This is a genomic window from Nocardia fodinahabitans (assembly GCF_052983615.1).
This window is the reverse complement of record NZ_JBRJJC010000001.1, coordinates 6,408,929-6,433,787: the sequence shown is the minus strand read 5'-3', so window position 1 is coordinate 6,433,787 and position 24,859 is coordinate 6,408,929. Positions and strand designations below refer to the sequence as shown.

22 protein-coding genes and 1 pseudogene are annotated in these 24,859 nt (G+C 67.3%); 11 read left to right on the top strand and 12 right to left on the bottom strand.

Annotated features, from left to right (window positions below; translation table 11 throughout):
• Positions 1 to 56: 56 nt before the first annotated feature.
• Positions 57 to 746 (bottom strand): DJ-1/PfpI family protein, encoded by a 690-nt coding sequence (locus tag NV348_RS30285; protein WP_447149908.1) that lies wholly within the window; start codon positions 744 to 746, stop codon positions 57 to 59.
• Between the two features lie 198 nt (positions 747 to 944).
• On the opposite strand from NV348_RS30285, the gene NV348_RS30280 reads away from it, so the two are divergent.
• The 6 genes from NV348_RS30280 to NV348_RS30255 all read left to right on the top strand — a co-directional run bounded on the left by NV348_RS30280 (position 945) and on the right by NV348_RS30255 (position 5,356).
• Positions 945 to 1,883 (top strand): GlxA family transcriptional regulator, encoded by a 939-nt coding sequence (locus NV348_RS30280; protein WP_447149907.1) that lies wholly within the window; start codon positions 945 to 947, stop codon positions 1,881 to 1,883.
• Positions 1,884 to 2,527: 644 nt separating this feature from the next.
• Positions 2,528 to 3,154, top strand: coding sequence for a helix-turn-helix transcriptional regulator (locus NV348_RS30275; RefSeq protein WP_447149906.1), 627 nt, complete (start codon positions 2,528 to 2,530; stop codon positions 3,152 to 3,154).
• Between the two features lie 66 nt (positions 3,155 to 3,220).
• Positions 3,221 to 4,093 (top strand): alpha/beta hydrolase, encoded by an 873-nt coding sequence (locus NV348_RS30270; RefSeq protein WP_447149905.1) that lies wholly within the window; start codon positions 3,221 to 3,223, stop codon positions 4,091 to 4,093.
• 8 nt (positions 4,094 to 4,101) lie between these two features.
• Positions 4,102 to 4,419 carry a response regulator gene (locus NV348_RS30265; protein WP_447149904.1) on the top strand — a complete coding sequence of 106 codons (318 nt, stop codon included), beginning with the start codon at positions 4,102 to 4,104 and terminating at the stop codon, positions 4,417 to 4,419.
• A gap of 35 nt (positions 4,420 to 4,454) precedes the next feature.
• Positions 4,455 to 4,805 (top strand): alpha/beta hydrolase family protein, encoded by a 351-nt coding sequence (locus NV348_RS30260; protein ID WP_447149903.1) that lies wholly within the window; start codon positions 4,455 to 4,457, stop codon positions 4,803 to 4,805.
• The gene (locus NV348_RS30255; protein WP_447149902.1) at positions 4,802 to 5,356 is read left to right on the top strand and encodes an alpha/beta hydrolase family protein; all 555 of its coding nucleotides are present in this window, start codon (positions 4,802 to 4,804) and stop codon (positions 5,354 to 5,356) included. The genes NV348_RS30260 and NV348_RS30255 overlap by 4 nt, the downstream gene beginning before the upstream one ends.
• A gap of 263 nt (positions 5,357 to 5,619) precedes the next feature.
• Here the strand turns inward: NV348_RS30255 and NV348_RS30250 are convergent, their stop codons facing one another.
• The 3 genes and pseudogenes from NV348_RS30250 to NV348_RS30240 all read right to left on the bottom strand — a co-directional run.
• Positions 5,620 to 6,948 (bottom strand): DUF1254 domain-containing protein, encoded by a 1,329-nt coding sequence (locus tag NV348_RS30250; RefSeq protein WP_447151189.1) that lies wholly within the window; start codon positions 6,946 to 6,948, stop codon positions 5,620 to 5,622.
• Positions 6,949 to 7,200: 252 nt separating this feature from the next.
• Positions 7,201 to 8,172 (bottom strand): HAAS signaling domain-containing protein, encoded by a 972-nt coding sequence (locus tag NV348_RS30245; RefSeq protein ID WP_447149901.1) that lies wholly within the window; start codon positions 8,170 to 8,172, stop codon positions 7,201 to 7,203.
• A gap of 457 nt (positions 8,173 to 8,629) precedes the next feature.
• Positions 8,630 to 9,213 (bottom strand): annotated as a pseudogene (locus NV348_RS30240) (P-type ATPase actuator domain-containing protein); the annotation flags it as partial.
• Between the two features lie 580 nt (positions 9,214 to 9,793).
• Between NV348_RS30240 and NV348_RS30235 the strand changes: the two are divergent.
• Entirely contained in the window at positions 9,794 to 12,958 is a 3,165-nt protein-coding gene (locus NV348_RS30235) for an HAD-IA family hydrolase (protein WP_447151188.1), read from the top strand.
• A gap of 110 nt (positions 12,959 to 13,068) precedes the next feature.
• Here the strand turns inward: NV348_RS30235 and NV348_RS30230 are convergent, their stop codons facing one another.
• The 7 genes from NV348_RS30230 to NV348_RS30200 all read right to left on the bottom strand — a co-directional run bounded on the left by NV348_RS30230 (position 13,069) and on the right by NV348_RS30200 (position 19,198).
• On the bottom strand, positions 13,069 to 14,061 hold the full coding sequence (locus tag NV348_RS30230; RefSeq protein ID WP_447149900.1) for a DUF4862 family protein: 993 nt from the start codon (positions 14,059 to 14,061) through the stop codon (positions 13,069 to 13,071).
• On the bottom strand, positions 14,058 to 14,762 hold the full coding sequence (locus NV348_RS30225; protein ID WP_447149899.1) for a fumarylacetoacetate hydrolase family protein: 705 nt from the start codon (positions 14,760 to 14,762) through the stop codon (positions 14,058 to 14,060). The genes NV348_RS30230 and NV348_RS30225 overlap by 4 nt, the downstream gene beginning before the upstream one ends.
• A 1-nt stretch (position 14,763) precedes the next feature.
• Positions 14,764 to 15,513 (bottom strand): amino acid ABC transporter ATP-binding protein, encoded by a 750-nt coding sequence (locus NV348_RS30220; protein WP_447149898.1) that lies wholly within the window; start codon positions 15,511 to 15,513, stop codon positions 14,764 to 14,766.
• Positions 15,510 to 16,208: an amino acid ABC transporter permease gene (locus NV348_RS30215; protein ID WP_447149897.1), complete on the bottom strand. Its 699-nt coding sequence runs from the start codon at positions 16,206 to 16,208 to the stop codon at positions 15,510 to 15,512. The genes NV348_RS30220 and NV348_RS30215 overlap by 4 nt, the downstream gene beginning before the upstream one ends.
• 6 nt (positions 16,209 to 16,214) lie before the next feature.
• Positions 16,215 to 17,009, bottom strand: coding sequence for a transporter substrate-binding domain-containing protein (locus tag NV348_RS30210; RefSeq protein WP_447149896.1), 795 nt, complete (start codon positions 17,007 to 17,009; stop codon positions 16,215 to 16,217).
• A gap of 126 nt (positions 17,010 to 17,135) precedes the next feature.
• Positions 17,136 to 18,542: an amidase gene (locus NV348_RS30205; RefSeq protein ID WP_447149895.1), complete on the bottom strand. Its 1,407-nt coding sequence runs from the start codon at positions 18,540 to 18,542 to the stop codon at positions 17,136 to 17,138.
• Positions 18,539 to 19,198 (bottom strand): GntR family transcriptional regulator, encoded by a 660-nt coding sequence (locus NV348_RS30200; RefSeq protein ID WP_447149894.1) that lies wholly within the window; start codon positions 19,196 to 19,198, stop codon positions 18,539 to 18,541. Before NV348_RS30200 ends, NV348_RS30205 begins: the two co-directional genes overlap by 4 nt.
• 91 nt (positions 19,199 to 19,289) lie before the next feature.
• Between NV348_RS30200 and NV348_RS30195 the strand changes: the two genes are divergently transcribed.
• From NV348_RS30195 to NV348_RS30185, 3 genes are all read left to right on the top strand, one after another.
• Complete coding sequence (locus tag NV348_RS30195) at positions 19,290 to 20,279, top strand: bile acid:sodium symporter family protein (RefSeq protein ID WP_447149893.1); 990 nt, start codon at positions 19,290 to 19,292, stop codon at positions 20,277 to 20,279.
• A 187-nt stretch (positions 20,280 to 20,466) separates the two neighbouring features.
• Positions 20,467 to 20,847 (top strand): DUF5313 family protein, encoded by a 381-nt coding sequence (locus tag NV348_RS30190; RefSeq protein ID WP_447149892.1) that lies wholly within the window; start codon positions 20,467 to 20,469, stop codon positions 20,845 to 20,847.
• Between the two features lie 531 nt (positions 20,848 to 21,378).
• A complete protein-coding gene (locus tag NV348_RS30185) occupies positions 21,379 to 21,843 on the top strand; it encodes a pyridoxamine 5'-phosphate oxidase family protein (RefSeq protein WP_447149891.1) in 465 nt (154 codons plus the stop codon).
• Positions 21,844 to 21,889: 46 nt separating this feature from the next.
• Here NV348_RS30185 and NV348_RS30180 read toward each other — a convergent pair whose 3' ends face one another.
• Positions 21,890 to 23,128: a PucR family transcriptional regulator gene (locus NV348_RS30180; protein ID WP_447149890.1), complete on the bottom strand. Its 1,239-nt coding sequence runs from the start codon at positions 23,126 to 23,128 to the stop codon at positions 21,890 to 21,892.
• A 141-nt stretch (positions 23,129 to 23,269) separates the two neighbouring features.
• On the opposite strand from NV348_RS30180, the gene NV348_RS30175 reads away from it, so the two are divergent.
• Positions 23,270 to 24,796 (top strand): flavin-containing monooxygenase, encoded by a 1,527-nt coding sequence (locus NV348_RS30175; protein ID WP_447149889.1) that lies wholly within the window; start codon positions 23,270 to 23,272, stop codon positions 24,794 to 24,796.
• The last annotated feature ends 63 nt before the right edge of the window (positions 24,797 to 24,859 follow it).

Sequence of the window (24,859 nt, the reverse complement as noted above, 5' to 3'; positions counted from 1 at the left end):
CTGACTGTGCGATGGAGATGGTGAGCGGAGCAGCTGATCTGCGAGAGGCCGGCTGCTCAGAAGGTGGTGGGCGTCAGACCCTGGGCGCGCCAGACGGTGCCACGCCGCTCGTGGGCGAAGAGTTCCTCGACGGCGTGCGCGATGCGGGGGCCCAGCTCGCGTTCGAGCAGGTACAGGCCCAGATCGAGCCCGGAGGTGACGCCCGCGCCGGTGATCAGGTCGCCGTCGTCCACGATCCGGGCCGCGACCGCGTGGGCGCCGGTGGCGTCCAGCATGTCCAGGCCCATGTGGTGGGTGGTGGCGTGGCGTCCCTCCAGCAGGCCGGCCATGGCCAGGACCAGCGAGCCGCCGCAGACGGTGGCGACTGTGATATCCGGGTCTTTCATCGCCTGCGCGAGGAGCACGGGCAGCTCGGTGGTCAGAGTCCGGCCCAGCAGCACCGGGATGAACTCGTCCTGCTTCCATTCCCCGGCGCCCACTTCTTCTGCCGGGATTTCGCCGGGTTCGCCCACGCGCCCGGAAGCGCCGGGCACCACAAGCATGTCCGCGCGCTCCAGATCGAGGGTGCCGGCGGCGCGCAGCGCCAGTCCTCCGGTGCCGCTGACCACCTCGCGAGAGCCCTCCGCGGTGACGAGTTCGACGGTTATCGCGCCGTCCGACGCCGCGCCGCCGGCGTACAGCACTTCGTAGGGGGCGATGACGTCGAGTGGGTCGAAGCCGTCGAACAGGACAATCTGGATGTGCATGGGATGATTCCCTCGGGGTCGATTTCCGTCGGACACTCCGAAGTCAACAGGCTGCCGCCACAATCGCCCAGTGGCACTAGTGACAGGTTTCAACGGAATAACGCCAGCACCTTCTCAGTGTGGTTGAGCTGGGATGATATTGAGTTTCCGAGGAATTGGCCTAGGGCACTCAATCCGATGGGGAGGTAAGTTCTCGCCATGCATACCGTTGCCGTTCTCGCGCTGGATCGGGTGATCCCGTTCGACCTGTCCACCCCGATCGAGGTCTTCTCACGGACCTGCCTGCCCGACGGGCGACCCGGCTACCAGGTCCGGGTCTGCGCCGAGCGCGACGAGATCGACGCCGGAGCCTTCACCCTTCGTGCTCCCTGGGGCCTGGCGGGCCTCCAGGGCGCGGACACGATCATCGTGCCGGGCGTCACCGATCCCACTGCCTCGCTCCCGCCCGCCGTCTGCGAGGCGCTGCGGTCGGCCGCTGCTGACGGCACCCGCATCGCCTCCATCTGCGCGGGTACCTTCCCGCTGGCTGCCACCGGTCTCCTCGACGGGCTGCGCGTCACAACCCACTGGCGTGCAGCCGGGCTTCTGGCCGCACGCCACCCCGACATCGAGGTCGATCCGGACGTTCTCTATGTCGACAACGGTCAGTTCCTCACCTCGGCCGGCGCCGCCGCGGGTATGGACCTGTGCCTGCACATGATTCGCCGTGACTACGGCTCGGCCGTCGCCGCCCACGCCGCCCGCCTGTCGGTGATGCCTCTCGAACGCGAGGGCGGACAAGCGCAGTTCATCGTCCACGACCACGTCCCCACACCGCAGGGCTCCGAGCTGGAGGCGCTGCTTGCCTGGCTCCAGGAGAACCTGGCCCGTGACCTCACCCTCGCCGACATCGCGAAGCGGGCCGGGACCAGCACCCGAACCCTGATCCGGCGCTTCCGCGGCCAGACCGGGACGACCCCGCTCCAATGGCTTCAGCGAGCCCGCATCCGCCAGGCACAGCACCTTCTCGAAACCACAGAGCACTCCGTCGAACGCATCAGCAGCCAGGTCGGCTTCGGCTCATCCACCGCGTTCCGTGACCGATTCAAGCGCACCACTGGCGTCAGCCCGCAGACCTATCGGCGCACGTTCAGCTGAACTGGTGACTCGGAGCCGCTGTCGATTCGGCATTGGTCGCTACGCTCTCCGAGATCAGCGCCCACCGTTCCTCGCTTCGCCGATTCCCATTGATCTCGCCGAATTTTGGGCGGATTTGAAATTCCGAGCCGCCGCGACTGCCAGCCGGTGCGGTTACGGCGCACCATATTGTTGCAGGTGGAGGCAGCCATCGTGTAGCAGACAATCTGCCTTAACCAGCATATTCGGTGTATTTTCCGCCGATGAGGTAGCCCACCTGGTAGTCGGAGAGGTCCGTGTTCTGCTGTCCCTCCGGGCTGTCTCGGCTTGATGTCCGCCGGGTTGCGAGAGGTGGGACGCCGGGGTCGGGTGATGGCGCGTCGGTCGTTGGAGTGTGAAGCTGCCGAGCTGCCGGACTGCTGCGCTCTGACAACTGTGGTGACAAGGCTCGGGGCAGGTCGTGGTCAAGATAGTTGGCGATAGTTTGGCCCTGTCCCGCCGACGACAGCGCTCCCGTGCCGCGTATATTTCAGCCGATGCACGCGGCGGACGAGCGACAACCATTGATCCCACGGTGGTCTGGCATAGGGCGCTTGCGTCCCGGTGTGCTCGAGATCGAGGGTTCGCTGGGAAGTCTGCCGGGACATTCTCACCACTCCGTCCAGGTGGCCATCGCCCACCACGGGACGTTCGTCATCGAGGATCGCCAAGGCCGTCAGCGACGGACGAACGCGGCGATCGTTCCCGCCGATCAGCCGCACGCGTTCAGCGCCGCCGGTGCCTGGGGCGTCGTGGCGCACGTCGAGCCTCAGTCTTCCCTGGGTGCCGAGCTGATCGAGCTGGTCGACGATCCGTCCCACGCTCGCGCTTGGCATCACGCGGGGCAGACCCTGATGAAGGGGCACAGCGCGTACGTGGAGGGGCGCCTGCGCTCTCCCGGAACCGCCTCGCACCCGCTTCATCCGGGAGTCGCCGCCGCGCGCACCCGCCTGCAGACCGAGCTGGACTCACGACCCATCCGGCTTCGTGACCTCGCCGCGGCCGTTCATCTGTCGGAGAGCCGGCTGTCCCATCTCTTCGCCCAGGACCTCGGAATAACCTTCCGGGCCTACGTCAGATGGCTCCGGCTGCTCCGGGCTACCGCAGCGGTGGCGCAGGGCCGGTCGCTCACCGATGCGGCTCACCTGGCGGGGTTCACCGACAGTTCCCACCTCACGAGGACGTGTCGCCAGACCTTCGGCGGCCCTCCAACCGCGTTCACCACGATCCGTTGGGAGATCCTGCCGATCTAGCAGATTGGTCCAATCCTGGACAACGGGGAAGCGGCGAGGCTCGAGCAGACCAGAAAGGAACTGCTCGTGACCACATCACCCACCTTCGACTCCTTCACACCGGACGGCGGCGGCCCCCGACTCACCTCACTTCACTGGGCCCCGAGCGGGCCTCCGCGAGCGAGTGTCGTCATCATGCACGGTCTCGGCGAGCACGCCGCCCGCTACGACAGCACGGCTCGGTTGTTCACCGCGGCTGGTTTCGCCGTGCTTGCCATGGACTACGAAGGATTCGGGCGATCCGAAGGACGCCGCGGCGACGTCCGATACCAGTCGACGGCGCGGGCCGTCGACCATCTCATCGCACACGAGCGTGAGCGAACGGGCGCACCGGTCGTGCTGTACGGCCACAGCCTGGGCGGGCTCTACGCGTTCCTCTACGCGGCGGACCGGCCGGGGATGGACGTGGCCGCGGTGGTGGTGACCGGACCCGCTTTCGACTCGAAACTGCGGAACCAGCGGATCAAGTTGGCCGTGGTCAGGAGCCTCGGCCGCATCTTCGCCACCCTGACAGTGCCGAACGGGCTGCGGTTCGAGCGGGTCAATCGCGACCCCGAGGTCGTCACCGAACGGCACGCCGATCCCTTGGTCCATGGGCGAGCGACCGCACGCTTCGCGATCGACGTCCTGGCGCAGATGGATCGGGTGGAATCGGCTGCCGCCCGAGTCGCCGTGCCACTGCTCGTGGTTCACGGAGACGCCGATCTGATCAATCCGGTCTCCGCCAGCCGCCAGGTGGTCGACCTCGTGCCATCGGCGACGCTGAGGACCTGTCCCGGCGTTTACCACGGGTTGGAGGATGAGCCCGAGGGACCGGTCATCCTGGCCGAGATCATCGCATGGATCGACCAGACGCTTCGCGGCGAGAAGCCCGACGCCAAGGAGGCCTCCCCTCGATGAGTATCCGCGTGGTATTGGTCGACGACCAGGCGCTCATCCGGAAGGGATTCCGAATGATCCTCGAGGAAACCGACGACATCGACATCGTCGGAGAGGCGGAGAACGGATTCGACGCAGTCCGGTTGGCCGCCGAACTCGACCCGGTCGGCTCGATGTGGATCGCGCGGCGGTGGCCGGTCACTCATTGGGTGGTACTGAAACATGTAGAGAGCCTGCGGATCCCAGCCGAGGCATCGCGCGTGTACCTGGATGCCGTGCTCCGCGGACAGGGCGATGGGCTCACGAACACACTCGCCGAGCTCGGAACGCTGGAAGGGCCGTCATAGGTGCGGCGCAGTATGGACAACCCAGGAACGGATCCATGAAAACGATCGACACAGGTCTGCGGACGGGCCCCTCGCGGAGGCCGGCATTCGAAACCATTCGCGCCGCGCTGCAGCGGTTCGTCGGGCACGTCATCTCACCGGTCCGTCTCGCTGCCCCGGTCGCCCTGGTGGTGCTGGTATCGGGCCTGGGCCCGCTGAGCGGCCCGGAGGCACACGCGTCCGCGGTGACCCAGCGCAGTTACACCAATGCCGCGGGCACACGCGACTACTACCTACACGTTCCACCCGGGGACACGGCGGGCAAGCCGCTGATGATCTACCTGCACGGCTGCACCGATCCGCAGGCGCAGCTGGCCGGAACCGGATTCGCGCTGGCGCGGGTTTGATCGACGAGCTCGGCATCGATCGCGACCGGGTCTATGCCGGCGGATACTCTGCCGGCGGCGGCCTGAGCACCGTCATGGCCGCCACCTATCCGGACCTGTACGCCGCCATCGCGCCGATGGCGGGCGGACCATACGGGATGAGCCCGCAGCCGCCGTACGCGGACCTCACCGGCGCCGGCATCGTCGAGACGATGGGTTACCGCGCCCGCCCGGTACCCGCCTTCTTCCTGCAAGACCTGGCCGACCAGACCAGCCTCTACCCGATCGGGCGCGCCAACATCCTGCAATGGCTCGATGCCGATCGGCGTGCGGGCGACCTCACCCTCGCGGACACCCCAACCGCCGTCGCCACCACCGCCGACCCGGTGCCCGCGACCATCGAGCACTACTCACTTCACGGCTGCGAGCTTGCCCAATTCGTCACACCGATCGGACCGGACCATATCGGCGGCGGGCTACTGATGCAATCGAGCAATGGCCTGGCCCTGCAACGCAGGATGATGGATTTCCTCCTGGCGCACCGACTTACCGGCCCGCAACGAGCCTGCTGAACTCGGCCGTCCTACCCCACTGATCACTACATCTCGACCTTGCCATACCACCGCGGGCCGACGGCTGATCGTCTTCGGGCCCCTCAATCGCCGACACCCGGAGTCCCGAATGCTGCCCGGCGGTCGGCCAGGACGTCGTCGGTGACGGTTCAGCTGCGGACCCGTTGCGCCGGACTCATCTTGATCGCGTCGGCGGAATAGATGATTCGTAGTCAGATAGCGGGGTGCATCAACCCCGGGGCGATTCAGCCTCCCTTTTCGGCTCAGTCGCGTACGACGGCGGGAACGAGGTACGTCTGGTCGAGAATCGCGCTACTCGGCTCGTACATTCTCAGGATCGGCCGGAAATCGCCGGCCGGGGCGGGGAGCCAGTTGGCGCGCGCCGTCTCCTCGGTGGGTTCATCATGACTGATCGTGATGATGAGCGATCCGTCGTCCTCGTATCGGATACCGGGGGTACGGTCCCCGATCGAGTAGCGCCCGATCGGGTTCTCGACGAGGTAGTAGTTGGGCACGTCGTACATCGTGAGCGACCAGAACGCTTCGACCGGCGGGGGCGGGTTCAGCGTGAGCGTGTAGGTGTGTTTGCCCGTGAGTTGGTCGCCGCGGTCGTCGACGTAGGTGGCGATGTAGGCGGCTTCGAACGATTGATTGCCCCACAGGCCGCCGAGGGCCGCGCCCGCACGCTGCACGATTCGGCGCTCGGGATCGGCGATCTTGAAGGTGGGCTCATCCACTGAGCCCACCTCGAAGTAGTCGAGGTTGTAGTCGAACGAGTGGTAGGTGAGGTTCCAGCCGTTCACGACCGCGTTCCCGCCACCCGACGCGACGAGCTCCTCGAGCTGGGCCTTGCCCTTGGCGTATCCGGCCTCGATCGCCGCGTCCAGCTGCGGGTCGGTGCCGTACGGCGTCGAGCCGATCGCGAGAAGCCCGAGCGACTCGAAGCCGACGAGCGTGTCCGCGTCTCTCGGTGCAGGGAGGAACGCCTGGCTCCAGACCCTGAGCTTGTCGAAGAACTGCAGGGCTTCGCTCAGCGTCGTGTCGTACTCGGGAAGCCCCTCGGGTGCGCCGATCGTGATCGGGGTGAGCGTCGTGGCGTCCTGCAACGCATGCACGACTGGGAGGTCCTCGTCACCGGCAACCGCCCAACGGCCAACGATCGACGCGGTGCGAGTCGGGACACGCACGACCGTCTCGCCCACGCTTGGCTCGCCGTCCCAATCGGCGGGGACGAGGAGATAGGTGGCTGCCCTCGTGCCGGTCGCTCGGTGGCCGATGTACGCGAAGTTGTCCGTCCACGCCGACACGAACTGCAGTACGTAGTACCGGCCCGCCGTATCCGGAATTTCCAACCGCACCGGTCCGGCACCGAGGTCGAGCTGAGCCATCGAATACACCGTGTCGTTGTTGATGGTGACGAACGTGTCATCCGGACCCGCCAGCGACCGTGCATGACTGAACTGATTCCAGGGTGCCGCCGCGTTCTTGCCGATCCCGGTCGTCACGTATCGCTCCACCTGATCGAGATTGAACACGAGCGGGAAGCCGAAGAGGTATGCCCTGGCCGCAAGGTCTTCGAGAGGAACTGACATGTTCCTATCCTCGCGCATAAGGCTGACAATCCCCGGTAAGGCGCAGCGGCACATCACTCATCCGTCGCGGCGGATCGGAACCGCGACACTACGAATACGACGATGGCGGCAATCGGCTGAAGTGGTGGCCTGGTCTGCGCACGCAGTACAACCCGGTCGCGGGTAAGACTGTCCCGATCCGCGATCTCACCGACCGGACGCTGTTCGTCGAGGCCATCGAGAGTGGCCGCAGATTTGCCACGATGCGCCGGATCAGCGGGCGTCCAGGCGGTCCTGACGGTGACCGAGATATTTGCGCGCGGCGGTGACAATTCCGGTGGCGCAGACCAACATGACCGCGATAGCACCGATCCCGATCCCGATGTCGATGGCCTTGCCCACATCACCGTTTTCACCGCGAAGCTCGGCGAGGAAAACGTCGGAGAAATAGGGCCGGTGGGTCAGGACGGCGGCTGCGGTCACGATGGCGAGCAGATCGGCCGCGATCGACAGCGCGGTGACCGGCAACGTCCAGGCACGAACGAGTAGTTGCGCGCCGGCGACCGCGATCCACAGCACGGCAACCACCACCACTACAGGCAGCAGCCGGCTCACCACACCGGAATCGAGTCCCTCTGCGATCTCGGTGAGGAACGGCGGTGCCAGCGCCGGAAAGAAGCACAACGCGACGGCCAGCACGGTGATCGCGAACACTAGATCACCGATGGCGTCGCCGAGCGGGATCTCTCGCCCGTGTGGCACCGGTGGAAGGTCGTCGGGCCGCCATTCGCGCAGCACCACGCCCGGCGCGACGCGCTCGATCACCGCGAAAACGACAGTCACCCAGAACGCCGCATACACCGCGCCCGCGAACGCGGACGTCAGCCCCTCCTGGAGTACCTCGAAGACGGTGGGCGCGGTTTCTCCGCCGAGCGATGCCGTCAGCAGGCTCACGCCGCCCACGACGATCGCCATCGCCCGCATAGCGGGCCAGAGAACCCGAAGATAGGTGTCGTAGAGGTGGGGCCCGATCAGCTGACGCGGCGCGCCGCGGAATCGTCGGGCTTGATCCTCGGGCGGACCCAGCTGGGCGAGTACTTCGCGTACCTGCCCCGAGGCCGCCTCCTCGGCGATTCTGGTCCGGAATTCCACGCCGGCCTTGCCGCGGCTGGGGCGCGGGATGTGGGCAAGTACCGCGTAGACATAGCGGTCGATCAAGTCCCTGTCGGACAATTCGTCGGCCACACTTACTCCCCTGATCCAGGCGTATCACTCCGGCGCGTGCCCAGGACGTGTCGTCGAGCGCGCATTCCCCAGTATCAGCGACCCGTCGAGGTCACGCCGCCGGAGCGACGCGGCCGAGGACCGAATCCCCCGCTGGAGACGACCTTTGGTCCCATGACGAAGAGCAGTGCGACTCTCATTTCACATTGAGGTCCGGCAGGCGGATCGACGCGGACATCATCGTCCCCGCGACCGGACTGCGACTGTTGCCCTTCGGCGGCATCCGGTTGAGCAAGGACGGGGAGCCCATCGACGTGGGCCGGACCATGGCGTCGAAGGGAATGATGCTCGGCGGCGGACGCGCTACCCGAACCGCGAATCTCGTCGACGCACTCGCCGCCAAGAGCTACAGGCCTCGTCGCGAGTCGAGCTGTCACGCTCACCCTGGTTGGTCGCGCGCCGGTGGAGCGAGCTGATCCGTGGTGCCGCCCAACGTCTCCACCGCGGGCAACCGACGAATCACCGCGCGTCGCCGCGCCATTCGCGCAACGCCGATGGCCAGAGTGATCGTGACCGCCGCCGGTAGTCCTTCGGGATAGCGCCCACCGCGAGTGCGATCGCGGCGGTGAAGGTCTCGACCGCGTCCTGCCCTCGCAGCAGACCGACGCCGAACGTCAGCGTGGCCAGGGCGAGGATACCCGCAGTGAGGATCTTGCTGAACTCGGCGAGCTTCCTCGTCAGAGGCGTGTCCAGCGTCTCCGCCGCACCGACCAGCCGATGGATCTCACCCAGCTCGGTCTCTGCTCCGGTGTCCACCACCAATCCGGCTCCGCTTCCGGTGGTGACCAACGTCCCCGAGAAGGCCATATTGCGCTGATCCGCGACCGAGATCGGCCCCGGCAGCACCCCGTCGTCTTTCACCGTCGGCGCGGACTCACCGGTCAGCGCCGACTCGTTCACCCACAGCTCGGTGGAGCGGATGAGCCGCAGATCTGCGGGTACCTTGTCGCCCGCCTCGAGGAGCACCAGGTCCCCCGGCACGAGTTCATCGGACGGGACGGTCCGCCGGCGAGCGCGTCCGGCAGATTCGACCGTTCAGATGGAGGGCCGTGCGGCCCAGCGGACGTGGACTTCCGGCACTTCACGCCCTTCCGGGGACATTTCATGCTGAGACTGCCGCACAAGGAGGTACCCGTGTCGCTCGCCCGCAGCGAAGACCCCGCTCTCGATACGGCGTCTTACCCAGGACCTGCGCCCTCCACCAGCACCGGACAGGCGCCGATAGTGCGGTGGCCCGAGCCGAGCCCACTCCAGGGATGGTGGGACGAGGTCATGAGCCCGGCCGGGAGGGAACCGCCCCCGTGGGAGCAGCCGCTCGCCTGAGCCTCGAGGGTACGGCGCATCGACGTCCACCACGATGAGCGCTTGCGGGCTCCGCTCGCCTATCTGCTGACCTTTCGGGTGGGACTCGCGGACCAAAGGCACTTTCGTGCCGTCGTCGGCGACGCGCACGATCACAAGCGTGCACACAGCTGACCCAGTCGAAGAACCGCTCCGCCGGGCGGGATCGGAGGCGATCGCCCGAACCGAGGTGCCGACGCACGCTCGAACCGCCAACGGCTACCTCGCCGTCGTCTTCGACATGGACGGCGTGGTCACCGACACGGCAACGGTTCACGCACTCGCCTGGAAGGCCCTTTTCGACGAGGTCCTGCCGACGCTCGGCAGCGCCGACCTGCCGCCGTTCGACCCCGATAGCGACTACCGCGATCTGGTCGACGGTCGCAGCCGCGAAGAGGGCGTCCGACGATTCCTGGCGGCGCGCGGCATCGAGATAGCACCCGGCACACTCGACGACGGACCTGATCAGATGACCGTATCCGGACTCGCCGCACGCAAGCAGTCCGTGTTCGCCGACCTACTGGCCCACACGGGAGTACGTGTCTTCGCCGACGCCGCGCGCCTGCTCACGGGCCTACGGGCCGCGGGAGTGCGCACGGCCCTGGTGACCGCGAGTCGCAACAGCGCCGCCGTCCTGGCCGCCGCCGGCATCGCCGACATGTTCACCGTCGTCGTCGACGGTACCGATGCCCTGCGGCTCGGCCTGCCGAGTAAACCGGACCCCGCGATGTTCCTCGAAGCCGCCCGCCGCCTGGACTTCGACCCGAACGAGATCATCGTGCTCGAAGACGCCACCGCCGGTGTCCAGGCGGCCGACACCGGCGGATTCGGGCTCGTCATCGGCGTCGACCGCATGGGTACCGGCGCTGCGCTCAACTCGGCGGGAGCGGATATCGTCGTCACCGATCTCACCGATCTGCCCCTGGTTCCCCGCCCGGGTATTCCACCGAGGCCCCAGCCACGCTGGTGTGGCGGCGCGACGACCGCCGGGCCCGGTGGATGGAATCTGTTCTACGACGACTACGACCCCACCCAGGAAGGCACCCGGGAAGCACTGTGTACCACCGGCAACGGCTACTGGGCTTCGCGCGGGGCGATCCCGGGCTCCATCGTGGATGGCGTCCACTACCCGGGCACCTATCTCGCCGGCGTCTACAACCGCACCGTCTCACAGATCGCTGATCAGGCGATGGAAACCGAACACCTGGTCAACACCCCCGACTGGACCTACCTCGCCGTCAGGACGGCTGACGGAACGGCGTTGACACCCGGGGCGCCGCAGATGCTGAGCCACCATCAGAACCTGGACCTCCGTGCGGGCGTGTTGACCACCATCGACCGCTACCGTGACGACGCGGGTCGGCGCACCCGGATCACCAGCCGACGGTTCCATTCGGTGGCCGACAAACACTTGGCGGCCATGGAACTCACCATCGAAGCCGAGAACTGGTCCGGGTCGGTAGTTGTCACCTCCGCGATCAACGGCCACGTGGGGAATCGCAATGTGGCGGCGGACCGGGCACTGGCCCCCGACCACCTCGTGCCAGGCACCCGCCAGGAGCTGAATGCCGAAACCGTGCTCTACGAAGCGATCACCAACCAATCCTCGATCACGATCGCGACGGCGATTCGGACGCACATCGCCGGCACCGCCGACATCGACCGCGCCACGCTGACCGACGACCATCTCGTCGGTCACGAACTCGTCATACCACTCCGACCCGCGGTCGCGGCCACGGTCGAGAAGGTCGCGGCAGTGGCCACCTCACGGGACCGCGCGCTGTCGACCCCAGCGATCGAGGTCGGTGTCCGGATCGCGCGAGCACCTGACATCGCCACGTTGCTGGCGGCACATGTGGCGGGCTGGGCGCAGCTGTGGGATCGCTTCGGAATCGATCTCGGCGACGGCCAGGATGACCGGCTCGCGTTGAATCTGCACGTATTCCACGTCTTACAGGCGACCATCGCCGCCCATCCCGACATCGATGCGGGTCTCCCAGCACGAGGACTCCACGGCGAGGCCTATCGAGGACACATCTTCTGGGATGAGCTGTTCGTATACCCGACGCTGACCCTGCGCCGCCCCGAACTCACCCGCTCCTTCTTGCAGTACCGGCATCGCAGGCTCGATCGCGCCCGCGACGCCGCCCGCGCGGCGGGACTGCCCGGGGCCCTGTACCCATGGCAGAGCGGCAGTGACGGCCGCGAGGAAACACCGACCGAACTGTTCAATCCACGCAACGGCCGATGGATGCCGGACAACTCGCGCCGGCAGCGGCACGTCGGCCTCGCGATCGCCTACAGCGTCTGGCAGTACTACCAGACCACTGCCGATCTCCGATTCCTGATCGATCACGGTGCGGAGATGCTGATCGAGGTCGCGCGGCTGTTCAGTGCGCTCGCCGTTCACGACACCAGAGACGACCGATTCGACATCGACGGCGTCATGGGGCCCGACGAATTCCACGACGGGTATCCGGACGCTCCCGGACAGGGTATCCGCAACAACGCGTATACCAATGTGCTCGCCTCCTGGGTACTGCGACGGGCTCGCGAGGTCCTTGCGCTGCTCGACGGTGTGGATTGCGGTCCGTTGTGGGAGCGGTTGCAGCTCACCGCCGAGGAGCCGGTGCGCTGGGACCGGGTCAGTCGCTGCCTGCGCGTGCCGTTCCATCGGGACGGCGTCATCAGTCAGTTCGAGGGCTACGAGGATCTCCCCGAATTCGACTGGGAGACTTACCGTGCCACGTATGGCCACATCGAACGTCTCGACCTGATCCTGCAGGCGGAGGGCGACACGACCAACCGCTACAAGGTTTCCAAGCAGGCCGACGTTCTGATGCTGTTCTACCTGTTCTCCGCCGAGGAGCTCCGCGACGGGTTCGAGCACCTCGGTTACGCGCTACCGCCCGAACTCATCCCCCGCACGGTCGACTACTACATCGCCCGCACCAGCCACGGCTCCACTTTGAGCCGCCTCGCGCACGCGTGGGTGCTTGCTCGGACCGACCGCACGAGATCGTGGGGCTTGTTCGCTCAGGCCCTGCGCGCCGACCTGGCCGACACACAGCGGGGCACCACCCGGGAGGGCATCCATATCGGCGCCATGGCGGGCACCGCCGACATGGTGCTGCGCTGCTACAGCGGCATCGAGACCCGGCGCGACACACTGCGGCTGCACCCGGTGCTCCCCGCCGAACTCGACAGCACCGAGTTCACGGTCTCCTACCGCGGACAACCCATCACCATCACCGTCACCCACAGCCGGATCGCGCTGCGCCTGCATCCCAGCGCCGCGCCGCCCATCCGCCTGTGCGTCGAGGATGTGGAGCGCACCCTGGGGCCCGGGCAGATCTGGGATATGCCGCTGCCCCGCGAATCCGCGGTCGTCCCGGCCAAGGACTGAGGTCGAGCGCGGAGGCGGGACCGCGGAGACGAAGGCGCCTGGTCGGTCGGCTGGGCCCGGGGAGTCGACCGCACCGGCCGAGTCCGTGCTGGTGGCGCATCCCGGCGATCTCAGGTCTGCCGGGAAGTGGAAGAGTCACTGATCGGGCACGGAACACGCTCCGCCTCGGCAGTCGACTGTCGCACGAGCTGAACCGTTCGGGCGATCGTGCTGATCCGGGTCGCCAGGTCCGCTCCGGCGGCGGCCGAGACCTTGATCCCGCGCAGGAACGGACCCGGCCCCGCCGCCCGGAGCGCGAAGACCACGGCGTCGGCAGTCAACACCGAGGCCGGACAGATCGGGGCAGGCGGGACGTGGGTGTCGTCCCAGGCGTCCCCGTACGGTGTCGCCACGGGGGCACACCCGGAAACGGTGAACCCGGCGAGCGTACCGGCCGACCGCGCCATGGCGAGATGTTCCTCAGCACCGCCGCGCGTGCGCCGTTCGACAACCGAACGTCCCCAGTTCACCCCGATGCCGATGGCGTGACCGGTCCGCCGCCGCGCGGCCAGGACCGCCGATATCTCACCGTCGAGCTGGAGGAACCCTTTCACCGCACGCCGCCCCACTGTCGGCGCATCGCAGTGTTCGACGATCAACCGCGCGCCATCCCAACCGAATTCGGTGATTTCTGCCAAGGATTCGGCCAGGGCGAACTCCGACGACAGACCCGCCCGCGCGCGTGGTGCCGAGTACACCGTCACCGCGCGCACCACCGGCGCGCCGGCCGCGTCATTGCAGCGACGCACCGTGGCGGCGGCGCGGGCCGCGCGGGCGATCGCAGCGGCACGCCCGGACGGGTCGGTGGAGGCGAGTCCGTATGCCCGGTTACCGGCCAGGTGATGCATGGTGTCGGGGATTGTCGTGACCGTGTAGGAACGGCGGGGGTCGACCCGACGGGGCATCCAGTCCTCGGTTCGCCGATGAAAGCAACCCGGGTACGGGAGTTCGAATCCGGCGACACCGTCCACACCCGCGATCGCGTCGAGGAACTCGGCGTGCGCACCCGAATCCCAGTCGGGCGGCGAGGTCACGTAGGCGCTGACGATCCAGCCCGCTGTCATCCCCCGATCACCGGGCTGCGCAAGGTGCCGAGGCCTGGCGCACTCACTTCGACCGTCTGGCCGGGACGGATCAGCAGCCGCTCATCCGGTGCGACGGGCGTGCCGGTCAAGATGATGTCGCCCGGATACAGTGTCATGAACCCGGAGCAGAACATGATCAGTTCGGCGGGCGAGAACCACATCCTGCCGACCCTCCCCCGCTGCACCACCTCCCCGTCGATGCGGGTGGTGAGTTCCAGCTCCGCCAGATCCGGCAGCTGATCCAGCGGCGTGAGGTCGGGCCCGAGCGGGCAGAACGAGTCCGAACTCTTCCCGCGGGTGGATTGTCCATCGGCGGCCTGGATATCTCGCGCGGACACATCGTTGGCCAGACACACCCCCGCGAGTGCGGCCAGCGCTGCCTCTCGGCTACGCGCAAAGCGCACGGTGGCGCCGATGACCAGGGCCAGCTCTCCTTCGCAGACCACCGCCTGAGACGCCGCCGGCGACACCACGATCGGGTCACCGTGCCCGATGACGCTGTTGGCGAACTTGCCGAACACCAAGGGAACTCGGTCGGGCTCACGGTGACCGTCCTCCCCGTCGGACCGGTAGTTGTTCCCGATCCCGATGAGCGAACCCGGCAGCTCGCTCCCGTCCGGCAACAGACACCGAGGACGCGAACCCTCGTGTGGCGATCCGAAATTCAATGGAGTTCGCATGTCAGTGGCTGAGCCGGGCGGCGTAGGACTGCAGTCGGGGGTGCCCGAACACCTCATTCGGCGGTCCTTCGGCGACGATGCCGCCGTTCTCCATGAAGATCACCCGGTCGGCGACCTCCCTGGCGAATTTCATCTCGTGGGTGACGATCATCATCGTCATCCCCGAGCGGGCGAGGGTGGTCATCAGTTCGAGGACCTCGCCGACCAGTTCCGGGTCCAGGGCGGACGTCGGTTCGTCGAACAGGATCGCCTTGGGCTCCATCATCAACGCTCGGCAGATCGCGACTCGCTGTTGCTGCCCGCCCGACAGATCCGAAGGGTAGGCGTGCGCCTTGTCCCCGAGACCGACCGACTTCAGCCTCGCGAGGGCGGCGGCCACCGCCTCCTCGCGGCGGCGGCCGTTGACCACGACCGCGCCTTCCAGCAGGTTGCCGAGTACGGTCCGGTGCGGCCACAGGTTGAACTGCTGGAACACCATCGCGATTTCGCGGCGTAGCCAGGTCAGCCGGAACTGGTCGAGTAGACCGAGTTTGCCGCGGGCGTTCGGCGTGTAGCGCACCGTCCGCCCGCCGATGTCGATCTGCCCGCTGTCCGGCACTTCCAGCATGTTGACGCAGCGAAGCAGCGTGCTCTTGCCGGACCCGCTGGGGCCGATGATGGCGACGACTTCCCCGGGCAGCACTTTCAGGCTCAGCTCGCGCAACACCGTGGTGGTGCCGTAACTCTTGGTCAGGCCGGAGATCTCGATCATGCGGTGGCTCCCACGGTCATGCGCTCGGACGCGGCCTTGCCCATCTTGCGTCCGGTGCGGCGTTCGACGATGACCTGCAGCGCCATCAGCAGGCTGGTCATCGCCATGTACAGGACTGCGACCACACCGAGGGTCTCGGTGACGTTGTAGGTCGCGTTGTAGGCCTTCTGCCCCTGCAGCATCAGGTCGGGCACCGTGATCACCGAAACCTGTGCCGACTCCTTGAGCATGATGACGCAGTTGTTGATGTAGGGCGGCGTCATCAAGCGCAGGGCCTCCGGTGCGGTGACCCGCCGGAATTTCTGGAGTGGGTTCATCCCGATCGATTCGGCGGCTTCCAGGTGTCCGCGGTCGACCGCGGACAGCCCGGCCCGGATGATCTCGGCGAAGAACGACGCCGAGTTCAGGCTCATCGCGATCAGGCCCGCGGTGAAGGCGTCGAACACCAGCCCGAAAGGCTGGGTGTAGTAGAAGAAGAACAACGACAGCATCAGCGGCAGGCCCCGGAAGAACCAGACGTAGGTCGCCGCGAACCAGCGCAGCACCGGGAATCTGGACAACCGTGCCATCGCCAGCAGATAGCCGAGCACGGTGGCACCGGCGATCGCCGCCAGCACGATGGTCAGCGTGGTGAGCGCGCCTTCGAGCAGGAACGGCAGATACTCCCGCGCGACGGATCCGGGTTCGTAGTTCATCGCCGGTTACGCCTTGGGCAGGTCGATGGGGTGGCCGAACCATTTCTGTTGCAGGCGTTGCAGCGTGCCGTCGGTCCACATCGCCGCGATGGCCGCGTCGAACTTCGTCTTCAATCCGGCCTTGTCGTCCTTCGGCAGGCCGACACCGGCGGGCATCATCGCGTGCACCTGCCCGACGATCTTCAACTCCGCGCCCTTGGGCGAGTTCTTGATGAAGTCCTCGGCGGCGATCCGGCCAGCGGCGAACACGTCGACCCGGCCGGCGGCGACGTCGGCGAATCCCTCCGGGGCGCCGGGGTATTCCTTCAGCTCGGCGTAGCCGCCGACCTTCTCGATCACGGTCTGGGTGGCCGATCCGCCGATCACGCCGACGACCAGGCCGCCGAGCTGGGTGATCTCCTTCACGGCCGTGTTGCCCGCTGTGACGACAGCCACGGTGCCGTCGGCCAGATAGGGCTCAGAGAAGGTGATCGACTGTTTGCGCTGGTCTGTCATGGTCAGCCCGGACATCACCGCGTCGAATTTGCCCGCGTTGAGTCCCGGCAACAGACCGGAGAGCTGGCCCGACACGAATTCGACGTCGTAGCCCGCCCGCTGGGTGATCTCTTTGCCCACCTCGATGTCGTAGCCGGTGAGTTCGCCTGCCTCGGAGAAGGTGATCGGGCGGAACGTCCCGCTGGTCGCGAAGACCAGTTTCGGCTTTCCCGATGCGGGCTCGTCGGCGCCACCGCATGCCGTGGCGACCAGGGACAGCACTGCCAGTGCGGTGGCCGTGGCCACCTTGTTCTTCCATCGGAACATCCGCTACTCCACGTGATCGATGAGTTCGAGCAGCACTGAAACTAGGGAGCGCGTGTGACGGCGAACGACGCCGAGTATGTCCGAAGTGTAAAATTGTCTTCTGTAGACAGATTGTGGCATACCAAGCTAGACGGTGAGCCGTTCCAGCTCCGCGGCGAACGCGAGAGCCCACCGATCCCGTCCCGGCGCGGCGATGACCTGCACCGACAGCGGTAGCCCTGCCGCGGTCAGGCCGACGGGCAGCGAGACGACGGGCGCGCCGGTGAGCGAGACCGCCCGGCACTGCCCCATGAGCTCCCAGCCCTCGAGCACACGGCCGTCGATGTCGAGGCGACCCTCGACATCGCACGCGGGGCCACCGGCCACCGGGAGCAGCACGATGTCGTGGTCGGCGAAGATCGTCAGCGCGGCCGACCGGGCAGCTTCGGCGGCTCGCACGGCATGGGCGATGTCGGCGGGTGCCGAGCGCAGCGTGTCTTCGATCGTGCGCCGGTTCGCCGTGGTGATCAGGTCGGCGACACCGCCGATCGCGGCGGCGTGATCGAGCATCGGCTCGACCGAGCGCAGCTGGTTGTAGGCAGGAAGACAATCGGCGAAGAGCCGGGGAACCCGGGTCACCCGATGACCGTCCGCCGAGACCGCCGAGACGAGTTCACCCAGGACATGGACGAATTCAGCGCGGACAGGCCCCAGCGCGGCGCCGTCGTCCCAGGCCACCCGCAGTCGACCGCGCCCCGTCCACGCGGGCCACCCAGCATGCGCATCGGTGCCGGATGTCATCAGATCGAAGGCGAGGGCCAGGTCTCGAACCGAGCGGGCGAGTGGGCCGATCGTTTGCAGCCGGCCCTGCATACCGGTCGGTGCCGCGTCCGGGTCGCGCCCCATGTCGCCGTGCGCTCCGGGTAGTTGCCCATGCGGCGCAAGCAGACCCGCGGTCGGACGCAACGCGGCGATGCCGACACACTGCGCGGGCCAGCGCAACGAGCCACCGAAATCCGTGCCGACGCCCAGCGCCGAGATGCCCGCAGCCACGGCGGCGGCCTCACCGCCACTGGATCCGCCGGGAGACAACTCGGGGTAGCGGGGATTCCCGGTGATGCCGGCCAGCGGACTGACGCAGGTCGCGCCGAAGGCGAATTCGGGGCAGTTGGTCTTGCCGATCAGGACGGCGTCGGCGTCCAGGAGGCGTTGCACCACCGGCGATGTGACAGTGGCGACCGAATCGGCGAACGCTGTCGACGCCGCGGTTGCGGGAAGCCCGGCGACAGCGATGACATCTTTGACACTGATCGGCACGCCGGCCAAGGTGCCGACGCGATCCCCCGCCGCCCGGCGCGCGTCGACACCCGCCGCGAACCGCTCGGCGCCGGCCCAGTCCTCGGTGACGAACGCGTTCACCGAGCGCGCTGCGTCGGCCGCGTCGCGGGCGCGGCCGAGCACCTCCATCGCCGTGGCCGAACCGGATCGAACAGCCTCGGCCACCGCGGTGGCGTCGTCGAAACCCGCGTTGAGCCGACCGAGCAGCGAGGTCATTCGGTGACGCCGTCGACCGCGCGGCTCAGGTAGTCGCGTTCGCCGTGTTCTTCGAAGTCCTTGGCGATCCGCTCTCGGTCACCGGAGCGCAAGCTCTCCAGCAGTCGTTCGTGGCGTTCGCACCCGTGGGCAAGGTCGCCCGCCGACTTCGCCTCGGTGGCGAGGTTCGCAGCCATCGACAGCTGCATCTGCCCCATCAGCGCCCGATAGGCGTCGAGCAGTCGCGAATGCCCGGTCGCCGCGACCACGCCGAGGTGGAAGTCGATATTGCACTGGACTACAGCGTGGTGGTCGTTATCGGCGGCGGCTGCGCGCATGCGGGCCATCACCTCGTCCAGGGGTGCGAAGACGGCCCGGTCGTAGTCGGCGATGATCAGGTCGAGCGCGAACAGTTCCAGCGCGCGGCGCAGGGTGTAGATCTCCTCGACGTCGCGCTCGGTCATCTCGACCACGCGATACCCGCGCCGTGGAGTCTGCTTGAGCAGTCCTTCGCCCTCCAGAATCCGCAGCGCCTCCCGCAGCGGTGGGCGGGAAATCTCGAGCTGCTCAGCCAGCGGGGGCTCGTGCACCCGCGCTCCGGGCGTAAGCTGCCCGGTCACGATCATTCGCCGGATATCCGCTGTCGCCATCGCGACCAGGCTTTCCTGAACCACCATGCCCTCAGACTACTGTCTACAGAAGTCAATCAGCCGATTCTTAACCGGTGATTAACTCGAGCGAGGAGCGAACTGTCTACAGTAGACGTTTGTGACCCGCTCCTTACCCCGTTGGCTCGATCCGTTCGTCGCGCTGCTGCTACTGACCCTCGTCGTTGCCGCGTCGGCGCCACCGGTCGGCCGGTTCGCCGAGTTCCTCGCCGATGCGCGCGGGGCGATCGTCGCGATCGTCTTCCTCTCCGCCGGCCTTCGAATTTCGCCGGCCGCCACCTGGAAAGGACTCAAGGCCTGGCGACTGCACGGACTGATCCTGGCTGTGACGTTCGTGTTCCTGCCGATGCTGGCCACGGTGTTCGCGCTCGTCGCGGCCCAGTTCGTCAGCAGGGAGCTGGCGACCGGGCTGCTGTTCCTCGGGGCGTTGCCGTCTGTTGTACAGACCTCGGTGACGTTCGTATCCATGGCACGGGGGAACACCGCGGCGGCCATCTGCGCCGCCTCGCTGTCGAACCTCGTCGGCGTGGTCGCCACGCCACTACTGGTGGTGCTGACGATCGGGTCCTACGCGGGGATCGGCATCGGACAGGTCGCCGAAGTACTGGTGCAGATCTTGTTGCCGTTCACACTCGGGCAGATGCTGCACAGCAAGCTCGGGACCTGGGTGAACAAGCACGCCGGTACGGTCCGGTGGATCGATCGCGGCGCGGTGCTGATGATCGTGTATTCGGCTTTCGGCGCGGCCGTCGCCGGCGGCGTGTGGCAGCGACTGCCGACAGCACAGCTGGCTGTGGTGTCGGCGCTGTGCGCCGCTCTGCTGGCGATCGCGCTCGCGACAACCTATTTCGGGTCGGGTGCCCTGGGTTTCGACCGCACCGATCGCAGCGTCATCACCTTCTGCGGATCGGAGAAGAGCCTCACCACCGGATTGCCGATGTCGGCGATCCTGTTCAGCGGCACGCTCGCGGGCGTGGTGATCATTCCGGTGATCGTCTATCACCAACTGCAGCTCGTCGCGTGTTCGCTGATCGCCCGCAGACTCGGCGACCATGTTCCCGAGGCCGACGCCGCGATGCCGACGGCCTGACCGGGGACGCGAGTTTCATCAGGTTTGCAGCACAGAGCCCGCCCTGGTCAAATGATTGCAATGTTTCTAAACTAAGCATTTAAAAAGGCAACGGTGTCGCCTCGACCGCAGCGGGCAACTGTTAGCCCGCACAGAAGCAGCCATCGCCACTGCGCGCCGACGTCCGCAATACACCAGGAGAACCTCGATGAGTACCGCCCGGACAACACCGAACATCGTCGAACGCTTGCGCTATGTCACCGGCGGTACCCTGCCGGAATCGATGCATGACTGGGTTGTCGACGACATCACGGGGCCGGGCGCCACGCGCCGATACCTCACCCGCATCCTCATCCCCGTCATCCCACCGCTGTGTGTGTTCCTCCTCATTCCGGGTCCGCTGTGGATAGGGCTGGCGATGATGGGTCTGCTGTATCTGCCTCTGATCTACTTCACTACCGCCTTGATGTATGTCTACCGGCGCCACCGACTCATCAAGCACGGCCTCGATCCGGCCCTGGCCGATGCGCGCGACCGCGACAAGGCCGCCGACGAACGCGCGGCCTACGAACGCCGGCACGGCCGCTGACTCGCGGACACCAGAAGAGTCCGCCCGGTCCGAGGGCACGGGCTCTTCTCCCGGGCGATCGCCCGATCCCGCTGTTCATCGAACTCGGGGATCCTCACCTGCTCGAGGTCGTCGAGATGGCCCGCCAAACGCTCGCGGGCCAGCTTCGCGCCGGCGACAGGTGGTTCGTACTCGAAGAGCGTTGTGTGACAACAGGTTGGCCCGACAGTGTTGGCCAACCCGCGTCGGTGTGCGGGCGGGTCGAGAAGGGAACCGGCGCTGAGACCTGCCCTCCGCTGTTCCGGCCACGGCGACCGCGATACCGCCGAGACCGGCGATAGCATGACGTAGTCATCCGGCGCTGCTGTTCGTGGGCGCGGTGTGCAAGCAGCGAGGTCGCTACCGCCAGGCGGCGGTAACCGGCCGCCCGCATGACGGTCGTCGAGCTCCTTTCCTCGACCGGGCTGATCAGCAGGCGCCGCAGGCACCGGACGGAGAGGCGCTTCGGAGGACGAGCGGACAGGCCGATGTCCACGACAGGAAGGCGTAGAGATGGGAAGCGACAACCCGAACGTCAAGGAACTCGCCGTCAACGAATGCTGGGCGCTACTCCGCACCGAGGAAATAGGCCGCCTCGCCGTGTGGGTGGATGACCATCCGGACATTTTCCCTCTCAACTACGCGGTCGATCACGGCACCGTGGTGTTTCGATCCGCGCGAGGCACGAAGGTGTCCGCCGCGTTGTCGGATGCGCACGTCGCGATGGAAGTCGACGGCTACATCGCCGAGTCGCACGAAGCCTGGAGCGTGGTGATCAAGGGGCGAGCCGAAGGGATCCGTGAGATCGGCGACCTGATGGACACCGTGGATCTCCCCCTCTTTCCGTGGCAGGCCGGGACAAAGAACTTCTTCGTCCGGCTCGTGCCCACCGTGGTGACCGGTCGCCGGTTTCCTGTGGTCGACCCCGACGCTTGGCGAACCCCCTTCTCGAGCGTGCGACGGTCTTCTCTGGAGTAAGCGGGGGTTACCGTCTGCCGTGGTCGCGACGGCCCAGGTCGGCAGGTCATCGTGTCCAGCGGAGTACCTCGAGGGCCGCGCCGACGGCGATCGTGTTGGTCGCCAGCGGGCGGGGCAGCAGTTCGTCGACGCGGGCCAGGCGGCGCACGACCGTGCTGCGGTGGGTGTAGAGCTGCTCGGCGGTGCGGGTGATGCTGCATTGCTGTTCGAGGTAGGTGGTGACGGCTTCGATGACGTCGGGTTCGGCGGCGGCCAGGTCGCCGAGGGTGTCGGCGATGAATTCGTCGGCGCGGAGGGGGTCGGTGGTCAGGACGGCGACCAGTTGGACGTCCTCGTGGCGGGCTACGTGCCGGTGCGAGGTGAGCCTGGTCAGCATGCGCTGGGTTTCGAGGGCGTCGAGGTGGCTGCGCCGGAATCCGGGGATGCCGATGCCGGGTCTGCCGATGGCGATGCGGACGTCCGGTGCGTCGGCGAGCCCCGCGGTCACCGGTGCCAGATCCGGCGCCGTGTCGACCGGCAGCCACAGCCACAGTGCGGCGGCGCCGGCCACGACGGTGAGCCGGTGCCCGGCGCCGCCGACGCGGAGCAGCAGTTCCGCGGCCGCTTCGAGCTGGTCGCTCGCGCCGGGCGAGGTCGCCCAGAGCACGGCCGCGGTGTGCGGACCGGTCAGTCGGTAGCCGAGTTGGCGTTCGGCCTCGCCGCGCCGGATCGGCGCGCCCTCGAGCAGCAGCGATACGGTCGCGCGCCGTTCGGCGTTGGTGCCGCGGGTGAGGTCCTCGCGTTCGGCCTTCATCTGCTGGGTGACGGCGGCGACGGTGTCCTCGACGTAGGTCGAGATCGACAGCGACGCCAGTTCCAGTAGCTCGCGTAGCTGAGCGGGGTCGTCGGTCAGGCCGAAGCAGATCTCCATGCAGCGGTTCCAGACGACGCTGTAGCTGGTGCGATAGGCGTCGAGGGAGGTCTCGTCCAGGCCGCGCCGGACCAGGTCCCGGGCCGCGGAGAGGGCTTCGGGGCCCAGATTCGGCGTGACCCGGCGACCGGGGTGCTGCACATTGGACCAGGCCCAGTGGGTGATGTTGGCCAGGTTCGCACGGCGCACCGCCGCCGCGAGGACCGGGTCCTCGGCGATCCGGCGCATCCGCTCGCCGGCGAGCGAGGCCGCGTGCAGATCTTCGAGCCACTCCCCCGACGGGTGCAGCGCCGACTCGGCCGCCTGCCGGATGAGAGCGACGATCTCCGGACCGGGCTGAGGCCAGTGCAGATCGCGTGCATCATTTTGCCGCATCAACCGATGATGCTGCGCTGTTATGTCGTAGCGCAAGACCGTCGATCTGCCCGACCCTGGAGAGCACGCCCCGGCGCAGTTCCGCCCGGCGCCGCCCTGCACCTCCGCACACGCGCAGCGGAGCCGGACCGAGGAGCCGCCTTGACACCCACTCCGACCACCGAACCGGCACCGGCCGGCGCCGAGCACGTCGACGTCCTGATCATCGGTGCCGGGATCTCCGGCCTCGGCGCAGGCCGATACCTGCGAACCCTGCTGCCGCACAAGACCTTCACCATCCTCGAAGCCCGCGCCGGCCTCGGCGGCACCTGGGATCTGTTCCGCTACCCCGGCATCCGCTCGGACTCCGACCTGCACACCTTCGGCTACGAGTTCAAACCCTGGCGCGACGAGCAATCCATCGCCGACGGTGCACGCATCCTGGACTACCTGCGCGAAACCGCCACCGAGAACGGGCTCGACGCGAACATCCGCTACCACCACAAGGTCGTCAGCGGTTCCTGGTCGTCGGCGCAGGCGCGCTGGACCGTGCAGGTCGAACGCACCGATACCGGCGAACGCCACGAGCTGACCGCCGACTGGATCTTCTCCGCCGCGGGCTACTACCGCTACGACGAGGGATTCACCCCCGAGTTCACCGGCCGGGACCGGTTCCAGGGCACCATCGTGCATCCGCAGCTGTGGCCCGAGGACCTCGACTACACGGGCAAGCGCGTCGTGGTGATCGGCAGTGGCGCGACGGCGGTGACCATGGTGCCCGCGATGGCGGCATCCGCGGCGCACGTGACGATGCTGCAGCGCACCCCGACCTACATTCTGCCGGTGCCGCGGAAGGACCCGATCGCGAACGCGATGAAGCGGGTGCTCGGCGACGAACGTGGCTACGCCCTGACCCGCCGCAAGAACATCGCCCAGCAGAAACTCGTCTGGAGCCTGTCGCAGAAGTACCCGGACGTGATGCGGCGGATCATCCGGTGGACGAACGCCAGGCAACTGCCGGAGGGCTATCCGGTCGACGAGCACTTCAACCCGCCCTACAACCCGTGGGAGCAGCGGCTGTGCACCGTGCCCGACGGTGACCTGTTCAAGGCCATCAGGGGCGGCGGGGCGTCGGTGGTCACCGATCGCATCGATACCTTCACCGAGAACGGCATCCTGCTGGCCTCGGGCCGGGAACTCGACGCGGACATCATCGTTACCGCGACCGGCCTGAACGTGCAGGCGTTCGGCGGCATCCCGGTGACCGTCGACGGCCGCGCGGTCGAGGTGGCGGACACGGTGGCCTACAAGGGCCTGATGCTCTCGGGTGTACCGAATCTCGCGTACGCCATCGGCTACACGAACTCCTCGTGGACGTTGAAGATCGGCCTGCTGTGTGAGCACTTCTGCCGCCTGCTGGCCCACATGGACGACAACGACTACCGGATCGCCCGCGCCGAGGTCGCGGACCCGTCGATGCCGACCCGTCCCTTCCTCGATTTCGCCGCGGGCTACATCCAGCGGGCAGTGGACCTGTTGCCCAGCCAGGGCGACCGGATGCCGTGGCGGACGTCGATGAACTACCAGGACGATGTGAAGCTCCTGCGCGAGGCCGCCGTTCTCGACCCCGAACTGCATTTCGAGACCGTGCACCGGCCGGCCCGGCCCACGGCGCCGGTCCCCGCATGATCGCTCAGGACGGCGGGTAGGCGCGGGATCGTCGCGCGGTGACGACGGGCATAGGAGCGGGCG

Coding starts and splice junctions, on each gene's coding strand:
- NV348_RS30250 (WP_447151189.1), bottom strand. CDS start 6,948: ATGTCAGTTCCTCTCGAAGACCTTGCGGCCAGGGCATACCTCTTCGGC.
- NV348_RS30190 (WP_447149892.1), top strand. CDS start 20,467: ATGAGTACCGCCCGGACAACACCGAACATCGTCGAACGCTTGCGCTAT.
- NV348_RS30210 (WP_447149896.1), bottom strand. CDS start 17,009: ATGTTCCGATGGAAGAACAAGGTGGCCACGGCCACCGCACTGGCAGTG.
- NV348_RS30185 (WP_447149891.1), top strand. CDS start 21,379: ATGGGAAGCGACAACCCGAACGTCAAGGAACTCGCCGTCAACGAATGC.
- NV348_RS30215 (WP_447149897.1), bottom strand. CDS start 16,208: ATGAACTACGAACCCGGATCCGTCGCGCGGGAGTATCTGCCGTTCCTG.
- NV348_RS30260 (WP_447149903.1), top strand. CDS start 4,455: ATGAAAACGATCGACACAGGTCTGCGGACGGGCCCCTCGCGGAGGCCG.
- NV348_RS30235 (WP_447151188.1), top strand. CDS start 9,794: ATGGACGGCGTGGTCACCGACACGGCAACGGTTCACGCACTCGCCTGG.
- NV348_RS30230 (WP_447149900.1), bottom strand. CDS start 14,061: ATGACAGCGGGCTGGATCGTCAGCGCCTACGTGACCTCGCCGCCCGAC.
- NV348_RS30220 (WP_447149898.1), bottom strand. CDS start 15,513: ATGATCGAGATCTCCGGCCTGACCAAGAGTTACGGCACCACCACGGTG.
- NV348_RS30225 (WP_447149899.1), bottom strand. CDS start 14,762: ATGCGAACTCCATTGAATTTCGGATCGCCACACGAGGGTTCGCGTCCT.
- NV348_RS30285 (WP_447149908.1), bottom strand. CDS start 746: ATGCACATCCAGATTGTCCTGTTCGACGGCTTCGACCCACTCGACGTC.
- NV348_RS30280 (WP_447149907.1), top strand. CDS start 945: ATGCATACCGTTGCCGTTCTCGCGCTGGATCGGGTGATCCCGTTCGAC.
- NV348_RS30205 (WP_447149895.1), bottom strand. CDS start 18,542: ATGACCTCGCTGCTCGGTCGGCTCAACGCGGGTTTCGACGACGCCACC.
- NV348_RS30200 (WP_447149894.1), bottom strand. CDS start 19,198: ATGGTGGTTCAGGAAAGCCTGGTCGCGATGGCGACAGCGGATATCCGG.
- NV348_RS30180 (WP_447149890.1), bottom strand. CDS start 23,128: ATGCGGCAAAATGATGCACGCGATCTGCACTGGCCTCAGCCCGGTCCG.